The 18,198-nt window shown below is 71.1% G+C and carries 14 protein-coding genes and 2 pseudogenes; 6 read left to right on the top strand and 10 right to left on the bottom strand.

The genetic code is table 11. The features are described 5' to 3' along the window. The first annotated feature begins 192 nt into the window (after positions 1-192). Positions 193-1,038, top strand: a pseudogene (locus ACWGKJ_RS20580) (helix-turn-helix transcriptional regulator). Between the two features lie 119 nt (positions 1,039-1,157). Here the strand turns inward: ACWGKJ_RS20580 and ACWGKJ_RS20575 are convergent. From ACWGKJ_RS20575 to ACWGKJ_RS20555, 5 genes and pseudogenes are all read right to left on the bottom strand, one after another. Beyond that, positions 1,158-2,393, bottom strand: coding sequence for a cytochrome P450 (locus ACWGKJ_RS20575; RefSeq protein WP_385017182.1), 1,236 nt, complete (start codon positions 2,391-2,393; stop codon positions 1,158-1,160). An 836-nt stretch (positions 2,394-3,229) separates the two neighbouring features. After that, complete coding sequence (locus ACWGKJ_RS20570; RefSeq protein WP_385017179.1) at positions 3,230-3,430, bottom strand: ferredoxin; 201 nt, start codon at positions 3,428-3,430, stop codon at positions 3,230-3,232. 333 nt (positions 3,431-3,763) lie between these two features. Beyond that, positions 3,764-3,934, bottom strand: coding sequence for a hypothetical protein (locus ACWGKJ_RS20565; RefSeq protein ID WP_385017463.1), 171 nt, complete (start codon positions 3,932-3,934; stop codon positions 3,764-3,766). A 12-nt stretch (positions 3,935-3,946) separates the two neighbouring features. Further along, positions 3,947-4,234, bottom strand: a pseudogene (locus tag ACWGKJ_RS20560) (helix-turn-helix domain-containing protein); the annotation flags it as partial. Further along, positions 4,231-5,442, bottom strand: a complete 1,212-nt coding sequence (locus tag ACWGKJ_RS20555; RefSeq protein ID WP_385017435.1) for a cytochrome P450 — start codon at positions 5,440-5,442, stop codon at positions 4,231-4,233. The pseudogene ACWGKJ_RS20560 and the gene ACWGKJ_RS20555, both read right to left, overlap by 4 nt. 134 nt (positions 5,443-5,576) lie before the next feature. Here ACWGKJ_RS20555 and ACWGKJ_RS20550 point away from each other — a divergent pair, with 134 nt between their 5' ends. Continuing rightward, positions 5,577-7,040 carry an MFS transporter gene (locus ACWGKJ_RS20550; protein ID WP_385017177.1) on the top strand — a complete coding sequence of 488 codons (1,464 nt, stop codon included), beginning with the start codon at positions 5,577-5,579 and terminating at the stop codon, positions 7,038-7,040. Positions 7,041-7,172: 132 nt separating this feature from the next. After that, on the top strand, positions 7,173-7,901 hold the full coding sequence (locus ACWGKJ_RS20545) for a hypothetical protein (protein WP_385017175.1): 729 nt from the start codon (positions 7,173-7,175) through the stop codon (positions 7,899-7,901). 227 nt (positions 7,902-8,128) lie between these two features. Here ACWGKJ_RS20545 and ACWGKJ_RS20540 read toward each other — a convergent pair whose 3' ends face one another. The 4 genes from ACWGKJ_RS20540 to ACWGKJ_RS20525 form a co-directional block, all read right to left on the bottom strand. Then, positions 8,129-10,717, bottom strand: coding sequence for an MFS transporter (locus ACWGKJ_RS20540; protein WP_385017172.1), 2,589 nt, complete (start codon positions 10,715-10,717; stop codon positions 8,129-8,131). Further along, positions 10,710-11,264, bottom strand: coding sequence for a MarR family winged helix-turn-helix transcriptional regulator (locus tag ACWGKJ_RS20535; protein WP_385017169.1), 555 nt, complete (start codon positions 11,262-11,264; stop codon positions 10,710-10,712). Before ACWGKJ_RS20535 ends, ACWGKJ_RS20540 begins: the two co-directional genes overlap by 8 nt. A 109-nt stretch (positions 11,265-11,373) precedes the next feature. After that, complete coding sequence (locus tag ACWGKJ_RS20530; RefSeq protein WP_385017432.1) at positions 11,374-11,838, bottom strand: hypothetical protein; 465 nt, start codon at positions 11,836-11,838, stop codon at positions 11,374-11,376. A gap of 151 nt (positions 11,839-11,989) precedes the next feature. Next, a complete protein-coding gene (locus ACWGKJ_RS20525) occupies positions 11,990-12,502 on the bottom strand; it encodes a RipA family octameric membrane protein (protein WP_385017167.1) in 513 nt (170 codons plus the stop codon). Positions 12,503-12,566: 64 nt separating this feature from the next. Between ACWGKJ_RS20525 and ACWGKJ_RS20520 the strand changes: the two genes are divergently transcribed. The 3 genes from ACWGKJ_RS20520 to ACWGKJ_RS20510 all read left to right on the top strand — a co-directional run bounded on the left by ACWGKJ_RS20520 (position 12,567) and on the right by ACWGKJ_RS20510 (position 17,155). Further along, complete coding sequence (locus tag ACWGKJ_RS20520; RefSeq protein ID WP_385017164.1) at positions 12,567-13,544, top strand: hypothetical protein; 978 nt, start codon at positions 12,567-12,569, stop codon at positions 13,542-13,544. Positions 13,545-13,708: 164 nt separating this feature from the next. Beyond that, entirely contained in the window at positions 13,709-16,789 is a 3,081-nt protein-coding gene (locus ACWGKJ_RS20515) for an AfsR/SARP family transcriptional regulator (protein ID WP_385017162.1), read from the top strand. A 144-nt stretch (positions 16,790-16,933) separates the two neighbouring features. Beyond that, positions 16,934-17,155 (top strand): hypothetical protein, encoded by a 222-nt coding sequence (locus ACWGKJ_RS20510; protein WP_385017159.1) that lies wholly within the window; start codon positions 16,934-16,936, stop codon positions 17,153-17,155. A 107-nt stretch (positions 17,156-17,262) separates the two neighbouring features. On the opposite strand, the gene ACWGKJ_RS20505 is transcribed toward ACWGKJ_RS20510, so the two are convergent. Then, positions 17,263-18,006 (bottom strand): GNAT family N-acetyltransferase, encoded by a 744-nt coding sequence (locus ACWGKJ_RS20505; protein WP_385017156.1) that lies wholly within the window; start codon positions 18,004-18,006, stop codon positions 17,263-17,265. Positions 18,007-18,198 lie beyond the last annotated feature (192 nt).

Raw genomic sequence — 18,198 nt, 5'->3', positions numbered from 1 at the left:
GTGAGAGCGACGTGTGCCGACAGCCGATGCGGATGTACCTGGACCGACACTCGGCGTGTACCGGCCAGTGGACGTCGCCCGGCGGTCCGGATGAAGGGCCCGCTCAGCCACTGATCGCCGGTCAGTGGATAAGGCCCAGCGCGGCTGCGACGATGGTGAACGTGAACGTGCCGGAGAAGGCCCATGGATGAGATGGCGGACCGCGCGTCGCTGGGTGCCTTCCTGCGTGCCCGGCGGGAGTCGCTGCAGCCGGAGGACGTGGGGCTGCGTCGTGGATCGCGCCGTCGCGCCCGTGGTCTGCGACGGGAGGAGGTGGCCGAACTGTGTGACATGTCGGCCGATTACTTCGCCCGGCTGTAACGTGGCACCGGGCCGCAGCCCTCGCAGCAGATGGTGGCGGCCATCGCCCGTGGGCTGCGCCTCACCCCGTACGAGCGGGATCACCTGTTTCTGCTGTGCGGGCATCGCACACCGCACCGGCAGTTGCGCAGCGAGCACGTCAGCCCTGGGCTGATGCGCATCCTGGACCGGCTGCAGGACACCCCGGCCCAGGTGATGGGCCCCCTCGGAGAGACGCTGCTCCAGACACCTCCGGCCGTGGCCCTGCTCGGCGAGCAGACCCACTACACCGGAGACGCGCGCAGCGCCCCTTACCGCTGGTTCACCGATGAGGCCGCGCGCAGCCGGTACCTTCCCGATGACCACGACCACTACAGCAGGGTGAACGTCTCGCTCCTGCGGGCGGTCTCCACGCGGGACGGACCCCATTCGCAAGCCTCCCGTCTTGCGGCCGGCTTGCTGCGGGAGAGCGAGGAGTTCGCATTGCTGTGGGACCGGCAGGAGGTCGGCCTGCGCTGGAGCGACGCCAAACGCTTCGTCCACCCGCAGGTCGGCCGTATCGACCTGTTCTGCCAGAACCTGCAGGATCTCGACACCGCACAGACCCTGCTCGTCTTCACTGCGACGCCCGGCACCGACAGCTACGACAGGCTGAGTTTGCTGAACGTCCTCGGCGCGGAGAGCTTCCCGGGCGGGTAACCTCGCGGTCGCCTTTCCAGAGGCGTCCCGCCGGTGCCCGAGCACAGCTCGGCCGCTCGGCTGTTCGACGGACCGCAGCAGCTTTTCGGACGGGTGGACGTGGAACTCCCCGGGGCTTGCTACCAGGTGACGGGCAGTTCATGGACTCCGTAGATGACGGCATCGTGCTTGAAGGGAATCTCTTCCACGGGTACGGCCGTACGCAGTGAGGGGATACGGCGGAAGAGCGTCGGGTAGACGACCTGGAGTTCCATACGGGCCAGTGGCTGGCCGACGCAGTGGTGGGTGCCGGAGCCGAAGGCCAGGTGGTGACGCGCGTCCCGGGAGATGTCGAGAGTGTGGGGGTCGGGGAAGGCGCCGGGGTCGCGGTTGGCGAGTTCGCTCAGCAGGATGACGCCGTCGCCCGCGCGGATGGTCTCTCCGGCGATCTCGATGTCCTCCAGGGCGGTGCGGCGCCGGCCGAGGTGGACGATGGAGAGGTAGCGCAGCAGTTCCTCCACAGCGACGGCGACCACCCTGGGGTCGTCGGTGTCCCGGATCGTGGCGAGCTGCCGGGGGTGCTCCAGGAGGAGCAGGGTGCCCAGCGTGATCATGTTGGCGGTGGTCTCGTGACCGCCGAGGAGCAGGAGGACGCCCATGGCCGCCGCCTGCTTACCGGTGATCTCGCCGGCCCGCACCCTTGCGGCGAGCTGGGAGAGCAGGTCGTCGGCGGGGGCGGTGGACTTCTGGGCGACGAGTTCGTCGAGGTACGCGGCGAGGTTGGTGTGGGCGGTGTGCCGGGCCTCGGCCGTGGCGGTGGAGGAGACGATGGTCTTGCTGTTGACCTGGAAGAATTCGTGGTCCTCGTAGGGGACGCCCAGCAGTTCGGAGATGACCAGGGACGGGATGGGCAGCGCCAGCGCCGTGACCAGGTCGGCCGGCCGGGGCCCGGCGAGCATCCGGTCGATGAAGCCGTCTGTCATGCGCTGTACGGCGGGGCGCATGGCCTCGACGCGTTTGATGGTGAAGGCGCCACTGACCATGCGGCGCAGGCGGGCGTGTTCCGGGTCGTCCATGACGACGAAGCTCATATCGGTGGAGCCCGCGTGCGCGTGGGCGGGGTCGACGGGGCTGGGGAAGCCGGGGTGGGAGAAGTCCGCGCTGAGCCGGGGGTCGGCGAGCAGGGTCCTCTGCTCGGCGTGGCTGGTCACCACCCAGGGGGTGCTGCCTCCCCAGGAAGCGACCCGGCTGACCGGGCCTCGTGTGGTCAGGGCTCGCATCGGGGAGGAAACGCCGAAGGGGCAGCCGGCGGCTCGGGGGTGGGGGAAGTCGGGGATGTCGCGGGGAGACGTGGCTGTCTCGGGTGCGGTGGTCATGACCGTCCTTCGTTCGTGCGGCGTTCCGTGGTTCATGCGGGGTTCGTGGGGCGTTCGTGGCGGTGCAGCCGGTGGGCCCGTCGGTCAGGAGCGGACGGATGGGGCCGATGTGCGGGGCGCCCGTGCGGCGCTCCGGGGCGCCTGAGCGGTGGGCAGGGGGCCGTGGCGTGCAGGGGTGGGGTGAGGCATCTGCTGTGTATCCGGGCCTGTTTGGGCATGTTCCAGCCCAGGACGGCGGATACACGGGCCCGCCCGCTTGAAGCGGGCGATGCCGTACCCTCGGCGCTGGTGACGTCCGCGTCGGCGGTGGGAATCCCGAACGACTGAATCTTCGCGTCGGACTGGTCGGTCCAGAAGTACGGGGCGGACGGGCGCATGGGCGAGGGCGAGGTGGTCGCCGATGATGTTCGCGGCGACGACCGCAGGCTGTGCGGTGGCGTGCGTACGGTTCTCCAGCCGCAGGGGGTCGAGTTCCGCGTAGGGGGAAGTGGGCCGTGCCGCCCGCCGCGTAGATACCGAGCGCCGCGCTGGTGGCGGCGGTCTCGGAGCCCAGGACGCCGTTGCCCACGACGACGGCACGCTGTGCGGCCCGGGACGAACTCGGCGTCCAGCCCGTCGAGCGCTCCGGGCGTACGCAGGTGGGCGCGTTCGGGTTCCCGGGTAGCGGCGAGGAGCTGCTTGGAGAGTGGGGAGTGGAGAGCGGAGAGCGGTCGTACGGCAGGTCGGCGGCCGCGTCCAGCAGCGTGATGCGGCCCCAAAGCCCTTGCGTCGTAAGGCTTCCACGGTACTGAGCCCGGCCGCGGACGCGCCGACGACAAGGACGCTGCCGGGAGCGCTCATACGCTCTCGCTGAGGTGGATCGCGGCGGCGGGGCACACTCCGGCGGATTCACGTACGGCGTCGTGCTGGTCCTGGGGCGGGTTCTCGGAGAGGAGGACGACGATGCCGTCCTCGTCGCGCTGGTCGAAGACTTCCGGGGCGATCATGACGCACTGTCCTGCGCCGCAGCACTTCTCCTCGTCCACGCTGATCTTCATGGTGGTTCCTTCCTGTGGGTGGGTGGGTGGGTGGATGGATGGGGGTGGTCACGTACGTGGTGGGGTGACCGGTGCGGTGAGGAGTCCGACGATCGCGTCCGTCAGGGCGTCGGCCGTCCTGTCCCATGAGCCGTGCAGGGGCGTTCCCTGTTCGGCGAGGGCGCGTTCGCGGTCCGCGCAGGTGTGGATTCAGGTGGCGCGCCATGTCGCCCCGCGCGGCCCGTACAGGGGCGGGAAGGCCGGTGAGACAGGCGCCGAGACTGTCGAGGATCTGTCGCAGGCAGGGACGCTCCAGCGCCGCCTCGATGATCACTGTCCGCAGCTGGGGATCGGTCATGACCTGCGCGGACAGGCGGGCGTTCCAGGAGGGGGCGCCGATGGAGGCCAGTGGTCGGTCACGGGACGTACCAGGGCGCCGACCCAGTCCCGGATGTCCTGGCTGCCCTCGGCCCGGGCGGCGTAGTGGCCGCGGATGACGTCGACGGGAGCGCCGTGGCGGGTCATGAGGGCGCGTACCAGGTCGGTTCTGCTGCCGAAGTGATAGCCGACTGCGGTGACATTACGCTGGCCGGCCGCCTCGGCGATCTGCCGGTGCGAGACGTTCGCCAGGCCGCGCTCGGCGAACAGCCGCTCGGCTGCGGCCAGGATCGCCTCCTGGGTCGCGAAGGCCCGCTCCTGCCGTGCTGATGGCGATGACGGGGGTGATGGTGCTGGCGGTGTTGACCGTGGTGATGGCGTCGACCGTGTTGGTGGCGATGACGGTGCTGATGGCGTTGACGGTGGTGCCGAAGGCGCCGTGCTCACCAGACCACCGGAAGTTCCCGCAGGGGTGCGGTGAGCAGCCCCTCGTGGGCGCGCAGTCGGGCCGGGTCCACGGCCAGGCGCAGGGTCGGCAGCCGGTCGAGCAGCACCTCCAGTACGGTCTGCAACTCGGTGCGGGCCAGCGGCTGTCCCAGACAGGAGTGCGGGCCGGCGCCGAAGGTGAGGTGGGGGTTGGGGCTGCGGGAGAGGTCCATCGCGTCGGCGTTCTGCCAGGCGCTCTCGTCGCGGTTGGCCGCCGCCATGCTGCACACCACGGTGGTGCCCGCCGGGACCACCGTGCCGGAGAGTTCGGTGTCCTCGTGCGTGTAGCGGAGCATGCCGAAGTTGCTGCCGTTGGGGTCGAAGCGCAGGCTCTCCTCGACGGCGTGCCGGACGAGTGAGCGGTCCGTCAGCAGCTCTTCCCAGCGGCTGCGGTCGGCCAGCAGGTGCGCCACCATCAAGGAGATGTAGCCCGCGGTGGTCTCATGGCCCGCCAGCAGCAGGGCCTGCCCGGTGGCGACGAGGGCGTCCTCGGGCATCGGCTCCCCCGCGCCGTCGTCGCCCGTCAGCAGCACGCTGATCAGGTCCTGGCCGGGCGCGGCCTTCTTCTCTGCGACGAGGCCGGACATGTAGACGGCGAACTCCCGGTGCGCGGCGTCCATTTCCTCGCGGGTGAAGCGGGTGGTGTTCAGGAAGGTGTCCGACCACGCCTTGAACCGGTCGCGGTCCTCCTCGGGCACACCGAGCATCTGGCAGATGATGTACACCGGCAGCGGGAAGGCCAGCTCGGCCACCACGTCCGCGGTGTCCTTGCCCCGCGTCATGCTGTCGACGAGCCGGCCGGACACCGCCCTCATGTCCGGGCGCAGGGCGGCCATCCGCCTGGCTGTGAAGTACCGGCCCACCATGGAGCGCCAGCGGTCCTGGCCCAGGGCGTTGAGTGTGCGGGCCATCGGACTGTTGAAGATGCCGTCCGACCCGTCGGCGGCCACCCGCGCCGCGTCCGGGCGGGTCAGGCCCTCCCGGCTGAAGCGCGGGTCGGAGAGGGCGAGCCGTACGTCCTCGTACCGGGTCAGCAGCGCTGCCGCGTCCCCGCTGGGCAGGGTCACGCGTGCGACCGGGCACGCCTGTCGCAGTTCCTGCCAGTGCTCGGGAGGCGTCAGCGCCGATGGCGGCTTCAGGGGGTAGGGCAGCGCCTCCGTCGTGTCCATGTCCGTCACTCAGACCTCCTGTGGCCGTTCGTGCTGCGGAGTTGCTTCGCGGCCCAGTCAAACGCCCGCTATCGACTAAGTCAATCGCCTGACTTAAAGTCGCCGCAAGCAACAGACATCGGAGGAGAGAGTCCGTGAAGCAAACAGCCGGTTCTTCCCGCGCGAGCGGAGTGATCGCCGTCCTCGCGTTCGCGGGTACGACGGCGGCGATCATGCAGACCCTCGTCACGCCGCTCCTGCCGCGCCTGCCGGATCTGCTCGGCACCACACCGTCGAACGCCACCTGGGTCGTCACCGCCACCCTGCTGGTGTCGGCCGTCTGCGTGCCGGTCACGGGCCGCCTCGGTGATCTGCACGGCAAGCGGAGGATGCTGCTGGTCTGCTCCGTCCCGCTGATGGCCGGTTCGGTGGTGTGCGCGCTCTCCTCCACCCTGGTCCCGATGATCATCGGGCGGGGGCTGCAAGGGATGGGCATGGGCATGGTGCCGCTCGGGATCGCCCTGCTGCGCGACGTCGTCCCGCCGGAGCGGCTCAGCTCGTCGATCGCCCTGGTCAGCGCCTCCATGGGGATCGGCGGCGGCCTTGGCCTGCCGCTCGCCGCAGCGGTGGCCCAGTACGCCAACTGGCGTGTGCTGTTCTGGGGTTCGGCCGCGCTGGCGGCGCTGATCGCCGTTCTGGTCGCCCGGCTGGTCCCGGAGGTGCCGGCCGCCGCCCGCGGTCAGCGCTTCGATCTGCCCGGAGCGCTCGGGCTCGGCGCGGGCCTCGTCTGTCTGCTCCTGGCCGTCTCCAAGGGGGCGGACTGGGGCTGGGGGTCGGCGACCACCCTGGGTCTGTTCGCCGGGGCGGCCGTCCTGCTCGCCGGCTGGGGGCTGTGGGAGGTACGCACCACCCATCCGCTGGTCGACCTGCGCTCCACGGCCCGCCCGCGGGTGCTGCTGACCAACACCGCCTCGATCTTCACCAGCTTCGCGATGTACGCCAGCATGCTCGTGCTGCCGCAGCTGCTCCAGTTCCCCGCGGCCACCGGCTACGGCCTCGGGCAGTCCATGCTGGCCGCCGGTCTGTGGATGGCGCCGGGCGGCATCATGATGATGCTTGTCTCGCCGCTCGGCGGGAAGCTGTCCGACGCCAAGGGCCCCAAGACCACTCTGATCAGCGGCGCCCTGGTCATCGCCGCCGGTTACGGCGTCTGCCTGCTGCTGATGGGCTCGGCCTGGGGCATCATGCTGGCCGTCATGGTGATCAACAGCGGCGTCGGCCTGGCGTACGGCTCCGTCCCCGCCCTGATCATGAGCTCCGTGCCCCGCTCGGAGACCGCCGCCGCCAACGGTTTCAACACGCTCATGCGCTCCCTCGGCACCTCCGTCGGCGCCGCCGTCATCGGAGTGCTCCTCGCCCATATGACGACCACCGCGGGCGGGCACACCTTCACCTCCGAGAGCGGCTTCCGTACGACGCTGGTCGTGGGCATCGCCATGGCGGTCGTCGCCGTGCTCGTCGCCGCGGCCATCCCCGCCCTCCGTACGGCCGCGGCCGACGAGGGACCGGAGGAGTCCGGCACGACGGAGGCCGCCCGGGAGCCGGTGCGTCCGGCGTGACCATCGGCCGCCGGACTCTGCCGCGCCCGAAGTAGCCTTACGGGGCCACTGGTTCAGACCGCCTCGCCAGAACGAGCGACCCGGCAGGGGCTGTTCCGGCGGTGTGGGCCCCGGCGTGCGGAGGCGGACACGGTGCTGGAGAGGCAGCCGGAAGGGCGGCCGAAGAGGCAGTGGTACGGGGTGGTCTGCGCGCTGGTCCTGGTCGTACCGGTGAGTGGCTGCGGGACCTCGACCGTCGCTCTTCCTGCCGCCCGGAAGCCGCCCTGTGCCGCGGACGGCGGGGCTCTGGTCGGCCGGCTGGACGGCGATCCGTATCCGGACCGGGTGACGACCGGGGACCACGGCAGGGAGACGGTCGTGGAATGGGGGACTCCGGGAGGCGGGTTCGGCCGGCCCGTCGGTATCCACTCCCTGGCCGGAGCGCACCACGGCGAGGTGGCTGCCGGGGTCGCTGCCGACATCACGGGGGATGACCAGCTGGATCTGGCCGTGGTCGTGTCCCGGCGCCCGGAGATGGACGACCCGTCACCCGCGAGGATCGGGGAGGTACGGGTGGACCCGCTCCACCGGAACGGCAGGAGCGGACACACCATCGGGCTGGGCGTCGACGAGAACGAGGGGCTCTCGGTCACCGACCTCAACCACGACGGCCGGCCGGATGTGGCGGTGTGGGAGTACCACGGTGACGGGATGTTCGGTGTGACCCCTCTGCTGGGCGCGGGCTCCGGACTGTCGGGTAGCGGCGCGGTGAACCGGTGGCGCACTGGCGACGCGGGTATCGCCGACCCCGTACGGCTGCCGCAGGCGCGTCTGACGCAGTTCTACCGACGCTGCGGCGCTGATGGGGACGGCCGCGGTTGACCGGACGCGGTGACAGGCGGACGGCGGCCGGCAAGCGTTGACCCGCAAGCGTTGACCCGCAAGCGTTGTCCGTTGCGCGTTGCGCGTTGCGCGTTGCGCGTTGCGCCGTACGCGGTACCCCACCCAGGGGCACGACGCACAGAAGGCCGGAGGCCGTGGTGCGACACCTGGTTCTGGTGTCGTGCCACGGCCTCCGGGCTCTGCCCTGCCTCAGTGTGCGGTCCGCCTCAGTGGCTCAGGTCCAGGTCCAGGCCGTGCCCGTCCTTGCGGTCCACCAGCAGCGGGACGGCGCTCGGCGCGTATCCGCTGGCCACCACTGTGTAGTCGCCGGTGTCGAGGTCGCTGAACGTGTACACGCCGTCCAGGCCCGTGACGGTCGACCCCACGGTGTTCCCGGCGGCGTCGAGCAGCGTCACCCGGGCGTCGTCCAGGGGCACGCCCGCGCTGTTGCGAACCGTGCCGCGGACGTGGGCGCCGGGGGCGAGCCGTACCTCGTACCGGTTGGCGGCACCGCTGGCGACCTCGGCCGGCACTGCCGTCGGCCGGTGGCCCGCGGCGCTCACCGCGAGGGTGTAGGTGCCGGGCACCAGGTCGCCGAAGGCGAAGTCGCCCGCGCCGTCGGCGGTGCCGGATGCGACGACGTCGCCGCGCATGTCGGTGGCGATGACGAGCGCGCCGGGCAGCGGGCGGTCACCGGGGCCCGCGAGGACCGTACCGGTCAGGCCCGCGGCACCGCTGAGCATCAGATCGAAGTCGACGGGGCCGTCACCGACCGACACCGTCGTCGCCTGCGGCTGCCGGGCACCGCCGGAGCCGATCAGGACATAGGTCCCGCCGCCGGGCGCCGCGACGAAGTACGCGCCGTCCGCGCCCGTCGTCGTACGGCCGAGCTGCTGTCCGCCCAGGTCGATCAGGGTGACCACGGCCTCAGGTACGGGCGAGCCGTCGCTGTCGCGGACATGTCCGCGGACACCGGCTCCTCCGGCGGCCGCGACCGCGTCCACGGGATCCGCCGACTCCTGCCGGGGCGCCGCGTGGCGTCCGGCGGTGGGGGCCGGGAGCGGTTCGGGCGCGGCCGTGACGGCGGCCTCCGCCACGGCTTCGACGGCGGCGCTCGGGGCGGCGCCCTCCTCGGCGGCGCGGGCCTGCAGGCCCGACACATTGCGCAGCGGAACCTCCTTGGTCCACAGGACCATCAGGAAGCCGAGCGCGACGACGCCCGCCGCGATCAGGAAGACCAGGTGCATGGAGTCGGCGAAGCCCTGCTTGAAGGGCTCCGACAGACGCGGGTCAAGCTGCTGGATGAACGAGGAGTCGCTCAGCACGCTGGAACCGCCGCCGCCCGCGCCGGGGTGCTTGACCATGTCGAGCACCGGCTTGTTGGCCGGGTTGGAGAGCACGTGCGGATCGCGCAGCGCGGCCTGGAACTGCGGGGTCTGCGCGGCCGATTTGAACGCCGAGGCGATCTTGTCCCCGACATTGCTGAACAGCACCGACAGGAAGATCGCGGTACCTGCGGTGGCGCCCATCTGACGGAAGAAGGTGGACGACGCGGTCGCCACACCCATGTCCTGCGGCGGAACGGCGTTCTGCACCGCGAGGACCAGCGTCTGCATACAACCGCCGAGGCCGAGGCCGAAGACGAGCATGAAGACCATGGTCTCCCACAGCGGCGTGTCCCACTGGACCTCGAAGTGGAACAGCAGCAGCGCCGCGACCATCAGGGCGGTGCCGATGATCGGGAAGATCTTGTAGCGGCCGGTCTTCGCGGTGAGCTGACCCGCGATGACCGAGGCGATGATCATGCCGAGCATCAGCGGCAGCATTTCGAGGCCGGACCGGGTGGGGCTGGCGCCCTTCACGATCTGGAGGTACTGCGGGATCATCAGCATCCCGCCGAACATGCCCGCACCGATGAGCACGGAGAGCAGGCTGGTCTTGCTGAAGATCGAATTGCCGAACAGTCGCATCGGGATCAGCGCGTCGTCGCCCATCCGGCGCTCCACGAAGATCCAGGCGATGATGCCGATGACCCCGATGCCGTAGCAGGCCAGCGAGTTCGTCGAGCCCCAGCCCCACTCGCGGCCCTGCTCGGCGACGAGCAGCAGCGGCACCACGCCGATGGCGATGGTGACCGCGCCCCACCAGTCGATCCGGCGGTAGCGGCGGGTGTGCGGGATGTTGAGGACCTTCGCGACGACGAACAGCGCGATGATGCCGATCGGGACGTTCACCAGGAACACCCAGCGCCAGCCGGTGACGCCCAGGATGCTGTCCTGTCCGGCGAGGAAGCCGCCGATCAGCGGTCCCGCGACGCTGGAGGTGGCGAAGGTGGCCAGCATGTAGCCCTGATAGCGGGCCCGTTCACGTGGCGGCACGATGTCGCCGATGATCGCCAGGGCCAGCGACATCAGACCGCCCGCGCCGATGCCCTGCAGGGCACGGAAGGCGGCCAGCTCGGTCATCGAGGTCGAGAAGGTGCAGAGCACCGAGCCGATGATGAAGACGGTGATCGCGGTCAGGAAGTACGGCTTGCGGCCGTGCAGGTCGGACAGCTTGCCGTAGAGCGGTGTGGCGATCGTCGAAGTGATCAGATACGCGGTCGTCGCCCATGCCTGCTGGCTCAGTCCGTGCAGGTCGTCCGCGATGGTGCGGATCGAGGTGGAGACGATCGTCTGGTCGAGCGCGGCCAGGAACATGCCCAGCATGAGCCCGCTCAGGATGGTCAGGATCTGCCGGTGGCTCAGGCCGCCCGGACTGGTGGGTATCGCTGTGGTCTCGGTGTCTCCGCGTGGCGCGGACACGGCCTCACTCATGCTTGGTTGCTCCCTGCTTCGCCGCCGCTTCGGAGTGGTCTCCCGAGCAGTGACGTGCGTGTTCATGCTCTGCCAGATCGTCGTTGAGGCGTGCCATCAGCCGGATGAGCTGGTACCGGTCCTCCGGTGGCCATGGCCCGAGGAGTTCCGCCAGCTCCGCGTCGCGCTGCCGCCGGTACGTCTCGAACGCCGCTCTCCCGGCCTCGGTCGCGTGCAGCAAGGCACCGCGCCGGTCCTCGGGGTCCGGGCGCCGTGCCACCAGGCCGCGCTCCACCATCGACCGCACCTGACGGCTGACGGTCGAAAGGTCCAGGAAGGTGTCCGTGGCCAGGTCGGTGGCCCGCTGTTCACCGTCGAGCACCAGCCGGGCCAGCAGCACCCGTTCGCCGGCGCCCTGCTCGAACTTGGCCCGGCGCCTGCGGGTGGTGAGCAGCCGGGAGAACCGTACGAGCTGGCTCCCGAGCCCGGCCGCAGCCTCCTCGGCACTGGCGTCTCCGCTGACCGGCATCGCCTCTGCTGGGCAGTCATGGACCGTCCCCTTGTCCATGCCTCCCGCCTCCGTATTCTTTTTGTTGCTTGTGTCTAGCAAGTGATTGTACCGGCACCGGACCGGTGCGGAAACACGGCGCGGCCGAACGGGTCGGGCGCCCTGGCGCTCAGTCCTTCCGGCGGGCGCCGTCCGGCCAGACGATGTCGACCGGGATCCCCCGCGCCCGTGCCGCGAGGACCACGTCGGCGGTACCGCCGCCCCTGCCGGACGGGGGGCCGCCGTCCCAGACCGCCACGATGCGGTCGGCGCGGTCCAGGAGCAGGGAGTTTGCCGCCTCGTACGCAGCGCGGCCCGCGGTCTCCTCCGGTACGACGACGACCTCGTCCGCCGCGTCCACCAGCCGGTCGAAGAGCTCGGCATGGCCGGGACGGACGGCCTTCCGGCGGTAGTCCCGGGACGGGATCACGACGGCCAGCCTCCCGCCGGTGTCCAGGACGGCGCGGGCGAAGAGTGCGTCGGAGCCCTCCGCGATACAGGAGACGCCGATGAGCGGGCCTGCCGTGGCGTGGGCGTGGAGGAGTTCCTTGAGCGCGGTACCGACCAGGGACACGGTGTCCTCGGTCAGGTCCATGTGCCCGGTCACCGAGATCACCGTTGCCGTCACAGCCGTACTCCTGTACTTGAATTCCTGGATGCCGGTCGTTGAGCTTCCCTGACCCGTTCCGCCTGTTCCGCCCGTTCCACCTGCCCCGCCTGTCGAGCCTGTCCCGGGCCGGTCCCGGTCACATCGCGAGGGCCGCCACGAAGGCCATGAGGTAGGAGGCCGCGAAGATGACCGGCACCCACTGCTCGACGTGCGTCAGCTGCAGATAGGTGCGCCAGTCCAGCCCCGCGCCCAGCGCGCCCCACTCCGCACGGGAGTACGCGAAGGCCGGCAGCCTCGCCTCCAGGGCGCCGATCACCGCCCACTTGGCCTTGTTGAGCTGCCGGTACGAGCGGACCATCACCCACCAGGCGGCGCACTGGGCGAAGAGGATCAGCAGACCTGGGGTCAGGATCCAGGCGGAGAGGGTGGTCAGGGTGTGGCCCGAGAGCGTGGCCACCACGGCCACGACGGCGCTGTTGAGCGAGAGGAAGAAGGTGTTCGTGAGGTTGCGCCGGGCGCTGACGCGATCGGCCATCTCCACACAGAGTTTGTACTGTTCGAGTATCGCCTGCTGGTACTGGTCCCCGGTCCGGGAGTAAGCAGAGGCGTCGATGCCGCTGTTCCACAGTGCGTCCCCGATGTCGCTCATGCTTCCAGCATGGCTAAGGCGTGAGTCCTTGTCACCGCCTCCCCCGCTCCGCCACGCTGGACCGATGACGGCGGACGACGGCCGTACCGGCCGCACAGACGCGGGAGGCGGTGGCGCCGGTCCCGAAGAACCCTTGCGGGAAGCGGAGTTACGGGTCATCGGGCCCCGGCCGTCCTGGCTGCTGAGTCTGCTGGCCGTGGCGGCAGGGGTACCGCTGCGGCTCTCCCTCTTCGCGTTCTATCTGGCCCGCCACCTCCACCACACCCTTTTCCGGCAGGGCAGTTGGGGGGAAGCTTCGTTCGCCGCCGCCCTCCTGCTGCCGGTCCCGGTGTACTACCTCACCGCCGCGGTGCGCCGTGCCGGGCGCCGCCGCCTGGCCCGCCCGGCCGACGCGGAGCCGCCCGATGGCCCGTACGTGCTGTATCTGCGCGGGTTCACCGAGGACGCCGGACGGGCCAGGCTCGCCCCGGCGGTACGTACGGTGCTGGGCGGGCCCGGGCGCTCCCCGCTCAGTGAGGAGGAGCAACTCGCCCGTTCTGTACGGTTCATCGGCCCGCTCATCGCCGTCGCCCGCCCCGGCGCCCGGCTGCACCATGCGGGTGCGCGGCGCGCCACCATGCCCGCCGACGACTGGCACGGGCCGGTCCTGCGGCTGATGCGGGAGGCGGCACTGGTCCTGCTGTCGACCGGCGGCGGTGGGGCCGGGCTGCGCTGGGAACTGTGCCAGGCGCTGACCCGGATGCCGCGCCGGCGGCTCCTCCTGCTGATCCCGCACGGCGCGGAGGTCTACGCGGAGCTCTCCAAGACCCTGCTCAGTGAGGGATGGCTCACCGCGCCGCTGCCGGACTATCCGCCGCTGGCCGCGCGCCGGGCGCGTGTCCTGCCGTACCGGGGCGCGGTCGGTTTCGGGGCGGACGGCGCCGCGCACTTCGTCAGGTTCGATCCGCGGTGGCCGCACCTGGGGAAGCCGCTGCGCTGGGCGATGACCGGCGCCCTGCTCACGGTCTCGCCCGGGGCGCCCCGGGCGGACGGGGAACGGTAGCCGCGCGGCCGTACGGAGGGGCAGGGCCCGCCGCCCGTCCGCCATTTCCCAACAGGCCCGCTCTTGCGCCCGATCGGGCTGTTCGGCCGGGCCACCAGGGAGGTTGCCCTCGCGGAGGTGGGATGGATTCAGGCCAAATCCGCCGACCCACTGGCTTGCGGGCTATGTTGGATCACGCATGTCCCGGGGTCGGGGTATGGGGCTGGGAGGTACCAGTGGGGGAACGGCTCAATTTTCGGATTCTCGGCCCGCTGTCGGTAACAGCGGGAAACAGAAGAATATCGGTGGGAGGGGCCCGGCAACGTACGATTCTGGCGCTTTTGCTCTTGAGTCCGGGACGCATCGTGCCGGTGGACACACTGGTGGACGTCGTCTGGGACGGCCGGCCTCCGGCCACCGCGCGGACCCAGGTCGCCATCGTCATCGCCGCGTTGCGCAAGACGTTCAAGACCGAGGGCGTCACCGAGGACATCATCGTGACCGCCCACCCCGGCTATCTGCTCAACGTCGAGGGGCACTCCGTCGACGCGGCGGAGTTCGCCGCGCTGGTGGCCGAGGCCGAGGCCGCGGTGCGGCAGCGGCGCCCCGAGGACGCCGCGCAGAGCTACGCGCGTGCGCTCGGGCTGTGGCGCGGACCGACGCTCGCCGGGGTGGGCGGCCAGAGCGTCGAGGAGGAGGCCGGGCGCCTGGAGGAGCTGCGGCTCAACGCCTTCGACGACTCGACCGCCGTACGGCTGGAGCTCGGCCAGCACCAGGAGATCATCCCGGGGCTCTCCCTGGTGGTACGGGAGAATCCGCTGAGGGAGCGGACCCTGCACCATCTGATGCTGGCGCAGTACCAGTCGGGCCGGCGGGCCGACGCGATGGAGTCCTTCCGGGTCGCCCGCCGTCTGTTCATCGATGAGCTGGGCCTGGAACCGGGCCCGGATCTGCAGGAGCTGCACGACGCGATCCTGCGCGACGACCCGTCGCTCGCGCCCACCGCGCCCGAGCAGGCCGCCGTGGCGGCCGCCCTGGCCTGGCCCGGCACCGCGCTGGTCCCGTCGGAACTGCCGCCCGAGACGGCGGGGTTCACCGGCAGGACCCGGGAGCTGGAGGCGCTGGGCCGCCTGGAGACGGTGTCGGCGGACCGGCGGACCCCGGCTGTCGGACTGATCACCGGGGTCGCGGGGGTCGGAAAGACCGGGCTCGCGCTCCGCTGGGCCCACCAGGCCGCCGAACGCTTCCCCGGCGGGCGGCTCTTCGCCGATCTGCGCGGCTACGACGAACACCATGAGCCCACGTCCGCCAGCGATGTCCTCAGCAGACTGCTGCGTTCGCTGGGGGTGCCCAGCGAACAGATCCCCGTCGAGCTGGAGGAGCGGACGATGCTCTACCGGACGGTGCTGGCCGACCGGAAAGTGTTGCTGGTCCTCGACAACGTACGCACCTTCGCGCAGGTCAAGCCGTTGCTGCCGGGCAGCGGGGCGTGCTGTGTGCTGATCACGAGCCGGGAGCAGCTTGAGGAGCTGGTCACCTGGCCGCCGCAGGCCAGAGTGCACCTCGGGCTGCTGCCCGGCGATGAGGCGATGCAGTTGCTGGGCCGGATCGTCAGCGAGGGCCGAATCGGGTCGGCGCGTGCGGACGCCATGCGGCTGGTGGAGCTGTGCGACCGACTGCCGCTGGCGCTGCGGATCGCCGCCGCCCGGCTGGCATCCAAGCCGCACTGGTCGGTGCAGCACCTCGCCAACCGGCTCAGTGACGAGCGCCGCCGGCTGGACGAGCTGAGCCAGGGCGAGTCCCAGGTCCGGGCCAGCTTCGCGCTCAGCTACCGCTATCTGCCCCCCGAGGCCGCCTGCCTCTACCGGCGGCTCGGTCTGCTGGAAGTGCCCGACTTCGCGGTGTGGGTGGCGGCGGCCCTGCTCGACGTCGATGTACTGGAGGCCGAGCGCCTCATCGAGCTACTGGTCGACGCCCAGTTCCTGGAGGTCGTCGGGCTGGACGCGACAGGACGGCTCCGGTTCCGCTTCCAGAACCTGCTGCGGCTGTACGCAGGGGAGCGCGCGCAGGAGGAGGAGGGCCCCGCCGACCAGTGGGCGGCCCGGGAACGGGTGTTCCGCACCTGTCTGGCCCTCGCCGAGCAGGCCCACCGGCGTGAGTACGGAGGGGACTTCACCGTGCTGCACGGCGGGGTGGTGCGCCGGCATCTCGATCCTGCGGTCACCGCCGAGCTGCTCGCGGTGCCGCTGGAGTGGTTCGAGGCCGAGCGGCTCGCGCTGCTCAGCGTGGTCGAGCAGGCGGCGGGGCTCGGGATGGACGAGCTCGCCTGGGATCTGACCATGTCGATGGTCGCCCTCTTCGAGACCCGTAATTACGTGGAGGACTGGCGGGTCTGCTGCGAGCACGCCCTGAACGCGGCGCGGGCCGCGGGCAACGCGCGCGGTCAGGCGGCCATGCTGCACGATCTGGGCGCGGTCGCGCTGCGGCTGCGCAGGCTGGAGGAGGCGGACGCGCACTTCTCGGCCGCCCTTGAACTGCACCGGGCGGCGGACGAGGAGCACGGCGCGGCACTGACCCTGCGCAATATGGCCATCATCGACCGGATGCGCGGGGACCTCGACGCGGCGATGGCCCGCCTGCAGCACGCCCAGTCGGTGTTCCGGCTGGTCGGGGACCGTTCGTCCGAGGCGCACTCGCTGCACAACATGGCGCAGATCGAACTGGACCGGGGCTGCCCGGACGTCGCCATCCGGCTGGGACTTGAGGCCGTCAGCATCTCGGAGAGCATCGGGGAGGGCGGGGCGCGCGGCATCGCCCAGGGGACCCATCGGCTGGCCCGCGCGTATCTGGCCCAGGGCCGGTTCGAACTCGCCGAAGAGGCGTTCCTCCGGGTGGTCAGGATCGTCAAGGAGAAGTCCGACATGGTCGGTCTGGCGTATGCGCTGCTGGGCCTGGGCGAGGCACGGCAAGGCGCGGGCGCCTCGCAGAAGGCGGAGCACACGCTGACGGACGCCCTGGAGATCGTGACCCGGACCAACAGCCCGCTGGTGGAGGGGCAGATCCATCTGGCGCTCGCCGACACCTACGGGAGGACGGGGCGGATGGCCGAGGCCCGGCAGCATCTGCAGAACGCCCAGCAGATCTTCGAGGTGGTCGGCGCGCGGCCCTGGCAGCAGCGCGCCACGCAGGCCCAGGAGCAGTTGGCGTTGCGGGAGGGCGCCCCCCGCGACGAGACCAGCCCGGTGGGTGCCGAGGGCCCGCCGTAGCCGGTCCGGCGCTGCGGACCAGAGGGGGGTTTCCTCCGCGCGCAAGGGAGGTTGACCCACATGGCGGGGGCGCGGCCGGTCCCGTAGCGTCGGGCAACGGATGCCTGTGCCGGTCGGCACCGAGGCGGACTGGGAGGTAGCACGGTGGAGACCACGGCGGCAGCCATCATCGCCAGTTCAGTGATGTTCAGCTGTACGGCCATGGTGCTCACCGGACTTGCCTGGTTCACTGCGGTGCACTCCCGCCACCGGCAGGCCGCCATCCGCAGCTCCGACCGGACACAGGATGAGCTGCGCGCCGAGCTGGCCGAGGTGTCGGCGCGGGTCGTCGCCATCCAGCGGCTGCTGGTGGACTCCGTGGAGTGAGGCGCTGAACGGGGCGGGCCCGGGCCCGTGGGGGCTGCCGCTCCGGGCCCGGCGGCGCTCCGGGTCTGCCTGGTTACGGGTCTGCCTGATTCTGCGGTGCGTGCCCTTCACCACTGGTCGGGTTGCACGCTGGTGAACTCCAGCACGGTGCGGAATCCGAGCCGCTCATAGACGTGGTGGGCGCCCGTATTGGCTGAGTGGTGGGCGAGCAGGCACCGGTCGGCACCCTGCTCCAGCGCCCACCGGGTCAGTGCCCCGCTGACCGCGCTCCCCAGGCCCTGGCCGCGCGCGGTGGGCAGGGTCGCGATCGAGGCGAGATACGGGATGCGGCCGCCACCTTGGCGCAACAGGGCTCCGACGGAGACGAGTTGGCCGGACTCGTCCCGTATGCCCATCCAGCGGTCGGTCTTCGGGTGGCCCGGCCGTACCGAGTGGTCGGGGCTGGCCACCGCAAGGAGGGCCGAGATCTCCTGTCGGCTGTCGTCCACAACGGTGACCCGGTCCTCGCCGGGCTGGGCGGGCGGTGGCTCGTGGACCACCATCAGCTCCCACTCCTCCGGCTCGGTCTCCGGCTCGACATCGAGCGATGTTTCACGTGGAACAGTGATCACATACGGAGGCTCCTCACGGTCGGCGAGCAGGGTGCGGACGAGTGCGGCCGCCGCATCAGGCGTTCCCACTACGGTGATCGCGCTGTCGGGTTCATCGGGGGTCCCGGTGCCGTAGGCGACGGCACCCGCGAACGTCCAGGCGGGCCCTGACCAGGAAGGGCTGATGAGGGCGGTGGTCCAGTGGTCGTCCGCGAGGGTGAGGATCTCCTCGCCAGTACGCAGCCGGGTGGCGGTCGGCATGGTCGACAACTCCTCAGGGGTGGGCCGGTGGGCGAGCCGGCAAGGGGTGAGGTGAGGCTGTGGTGGCGGGGGCCATGGTTGGCCATGGTGGCGGGGGCAACGCGGGGGACCCGCGCCGCCGGGGTACGGCGGGCGCGGGTCCGTCCCGGAGACGCCACGGTCGGGGCCCGGCCGGTCCGGTTCGGGCCGATC

The organism is Streptomyces sp. NPDC054757, assembly GCF_053612185.1.
Note: the sequence above shows the minus strand (reverse complement) of the source record. Positions and strands in the feature narration are given on the sequence as shown.

Coding starts and splice junctions, on each gene's coding strand:
- ACWGKJ_RS20575 (WP_385017182.1), bottom strand. CDS start 2,393: ATGACCACCGCACCCGAGACAGCCACGTCTCCCCGCGACATCCCCGAC.
- ACWGKJ_RS20570 (WP_385017179.1), bottom strand. CDS start 3,430: ATGAAGATCAGCGTGGACGAGGAGAAGTGCTGCGGCGCAGGACAGTGC.
- ACWGKJ_RS20565 (WP_385017463.1), bottom strand. CDS start 3,934: ATGACCCGCCACGGCGCTCCCGTCGACGTCATCCGCGGCCACTACGCC.
- ACWGKJ_RS20555 (WP_385017435.1), bottom strand. CDS start 5,442: ATGGACACGACGGAGGCGCTGCCCTACCCCCTGAAGCCGCCATCGGCG.
- ACWGKJ_RS20540 (WP_385017172.1), bottom strand. CDS start 10,717: ATGAGTGAGGCCGTGTCCGCGCCACGCGGAGACACCGAGACCACAGCG.
- ACWGKJ_RS20535 (WP_385017169.1), bottom strand. CDS start 11,264: ATGGACAAGGGGACGGTCCATGACTGCCCAGCAGAGGCGATGCCGGTC.
- ACWGKJ_RS20530 (WP_385017432.1), bottom strand. CDS start 11,838: ATGGACCTGACCGAGGACACCGTGTCCCTGGTCGGTACCGCGCTCAAG.
- ACWGKJ_RS20525 (WP_385017167.1), bottom strand. CDS start 12,502: ATGAGCGACATCGGGGACGCACTGTGGAACAGCGGCATCGACGCCTCT.
- ACWGKJ_RS20520 (WP_385017164.1), top strand. CDS start 12,567: ATGACGGCGGACGACGGCCGTACCGGCCGCACAGACGCGGGAGGCGGT.
- ACWGKJ_RS20515 (WP_385017162.1), top strand. CDS start 13,709: ATGTTGGATCACGCATGTCCCGGGGTCGGGGTATGGGGCTGGGAGGTA.
- ACWGKJ_RS20505 (WP_385017156.1), bottom strand. CDS start 18,006: ATGCCGACCGCCACCCGGCTGCGTACTGGCGAGGAGATCCTCACCCTC.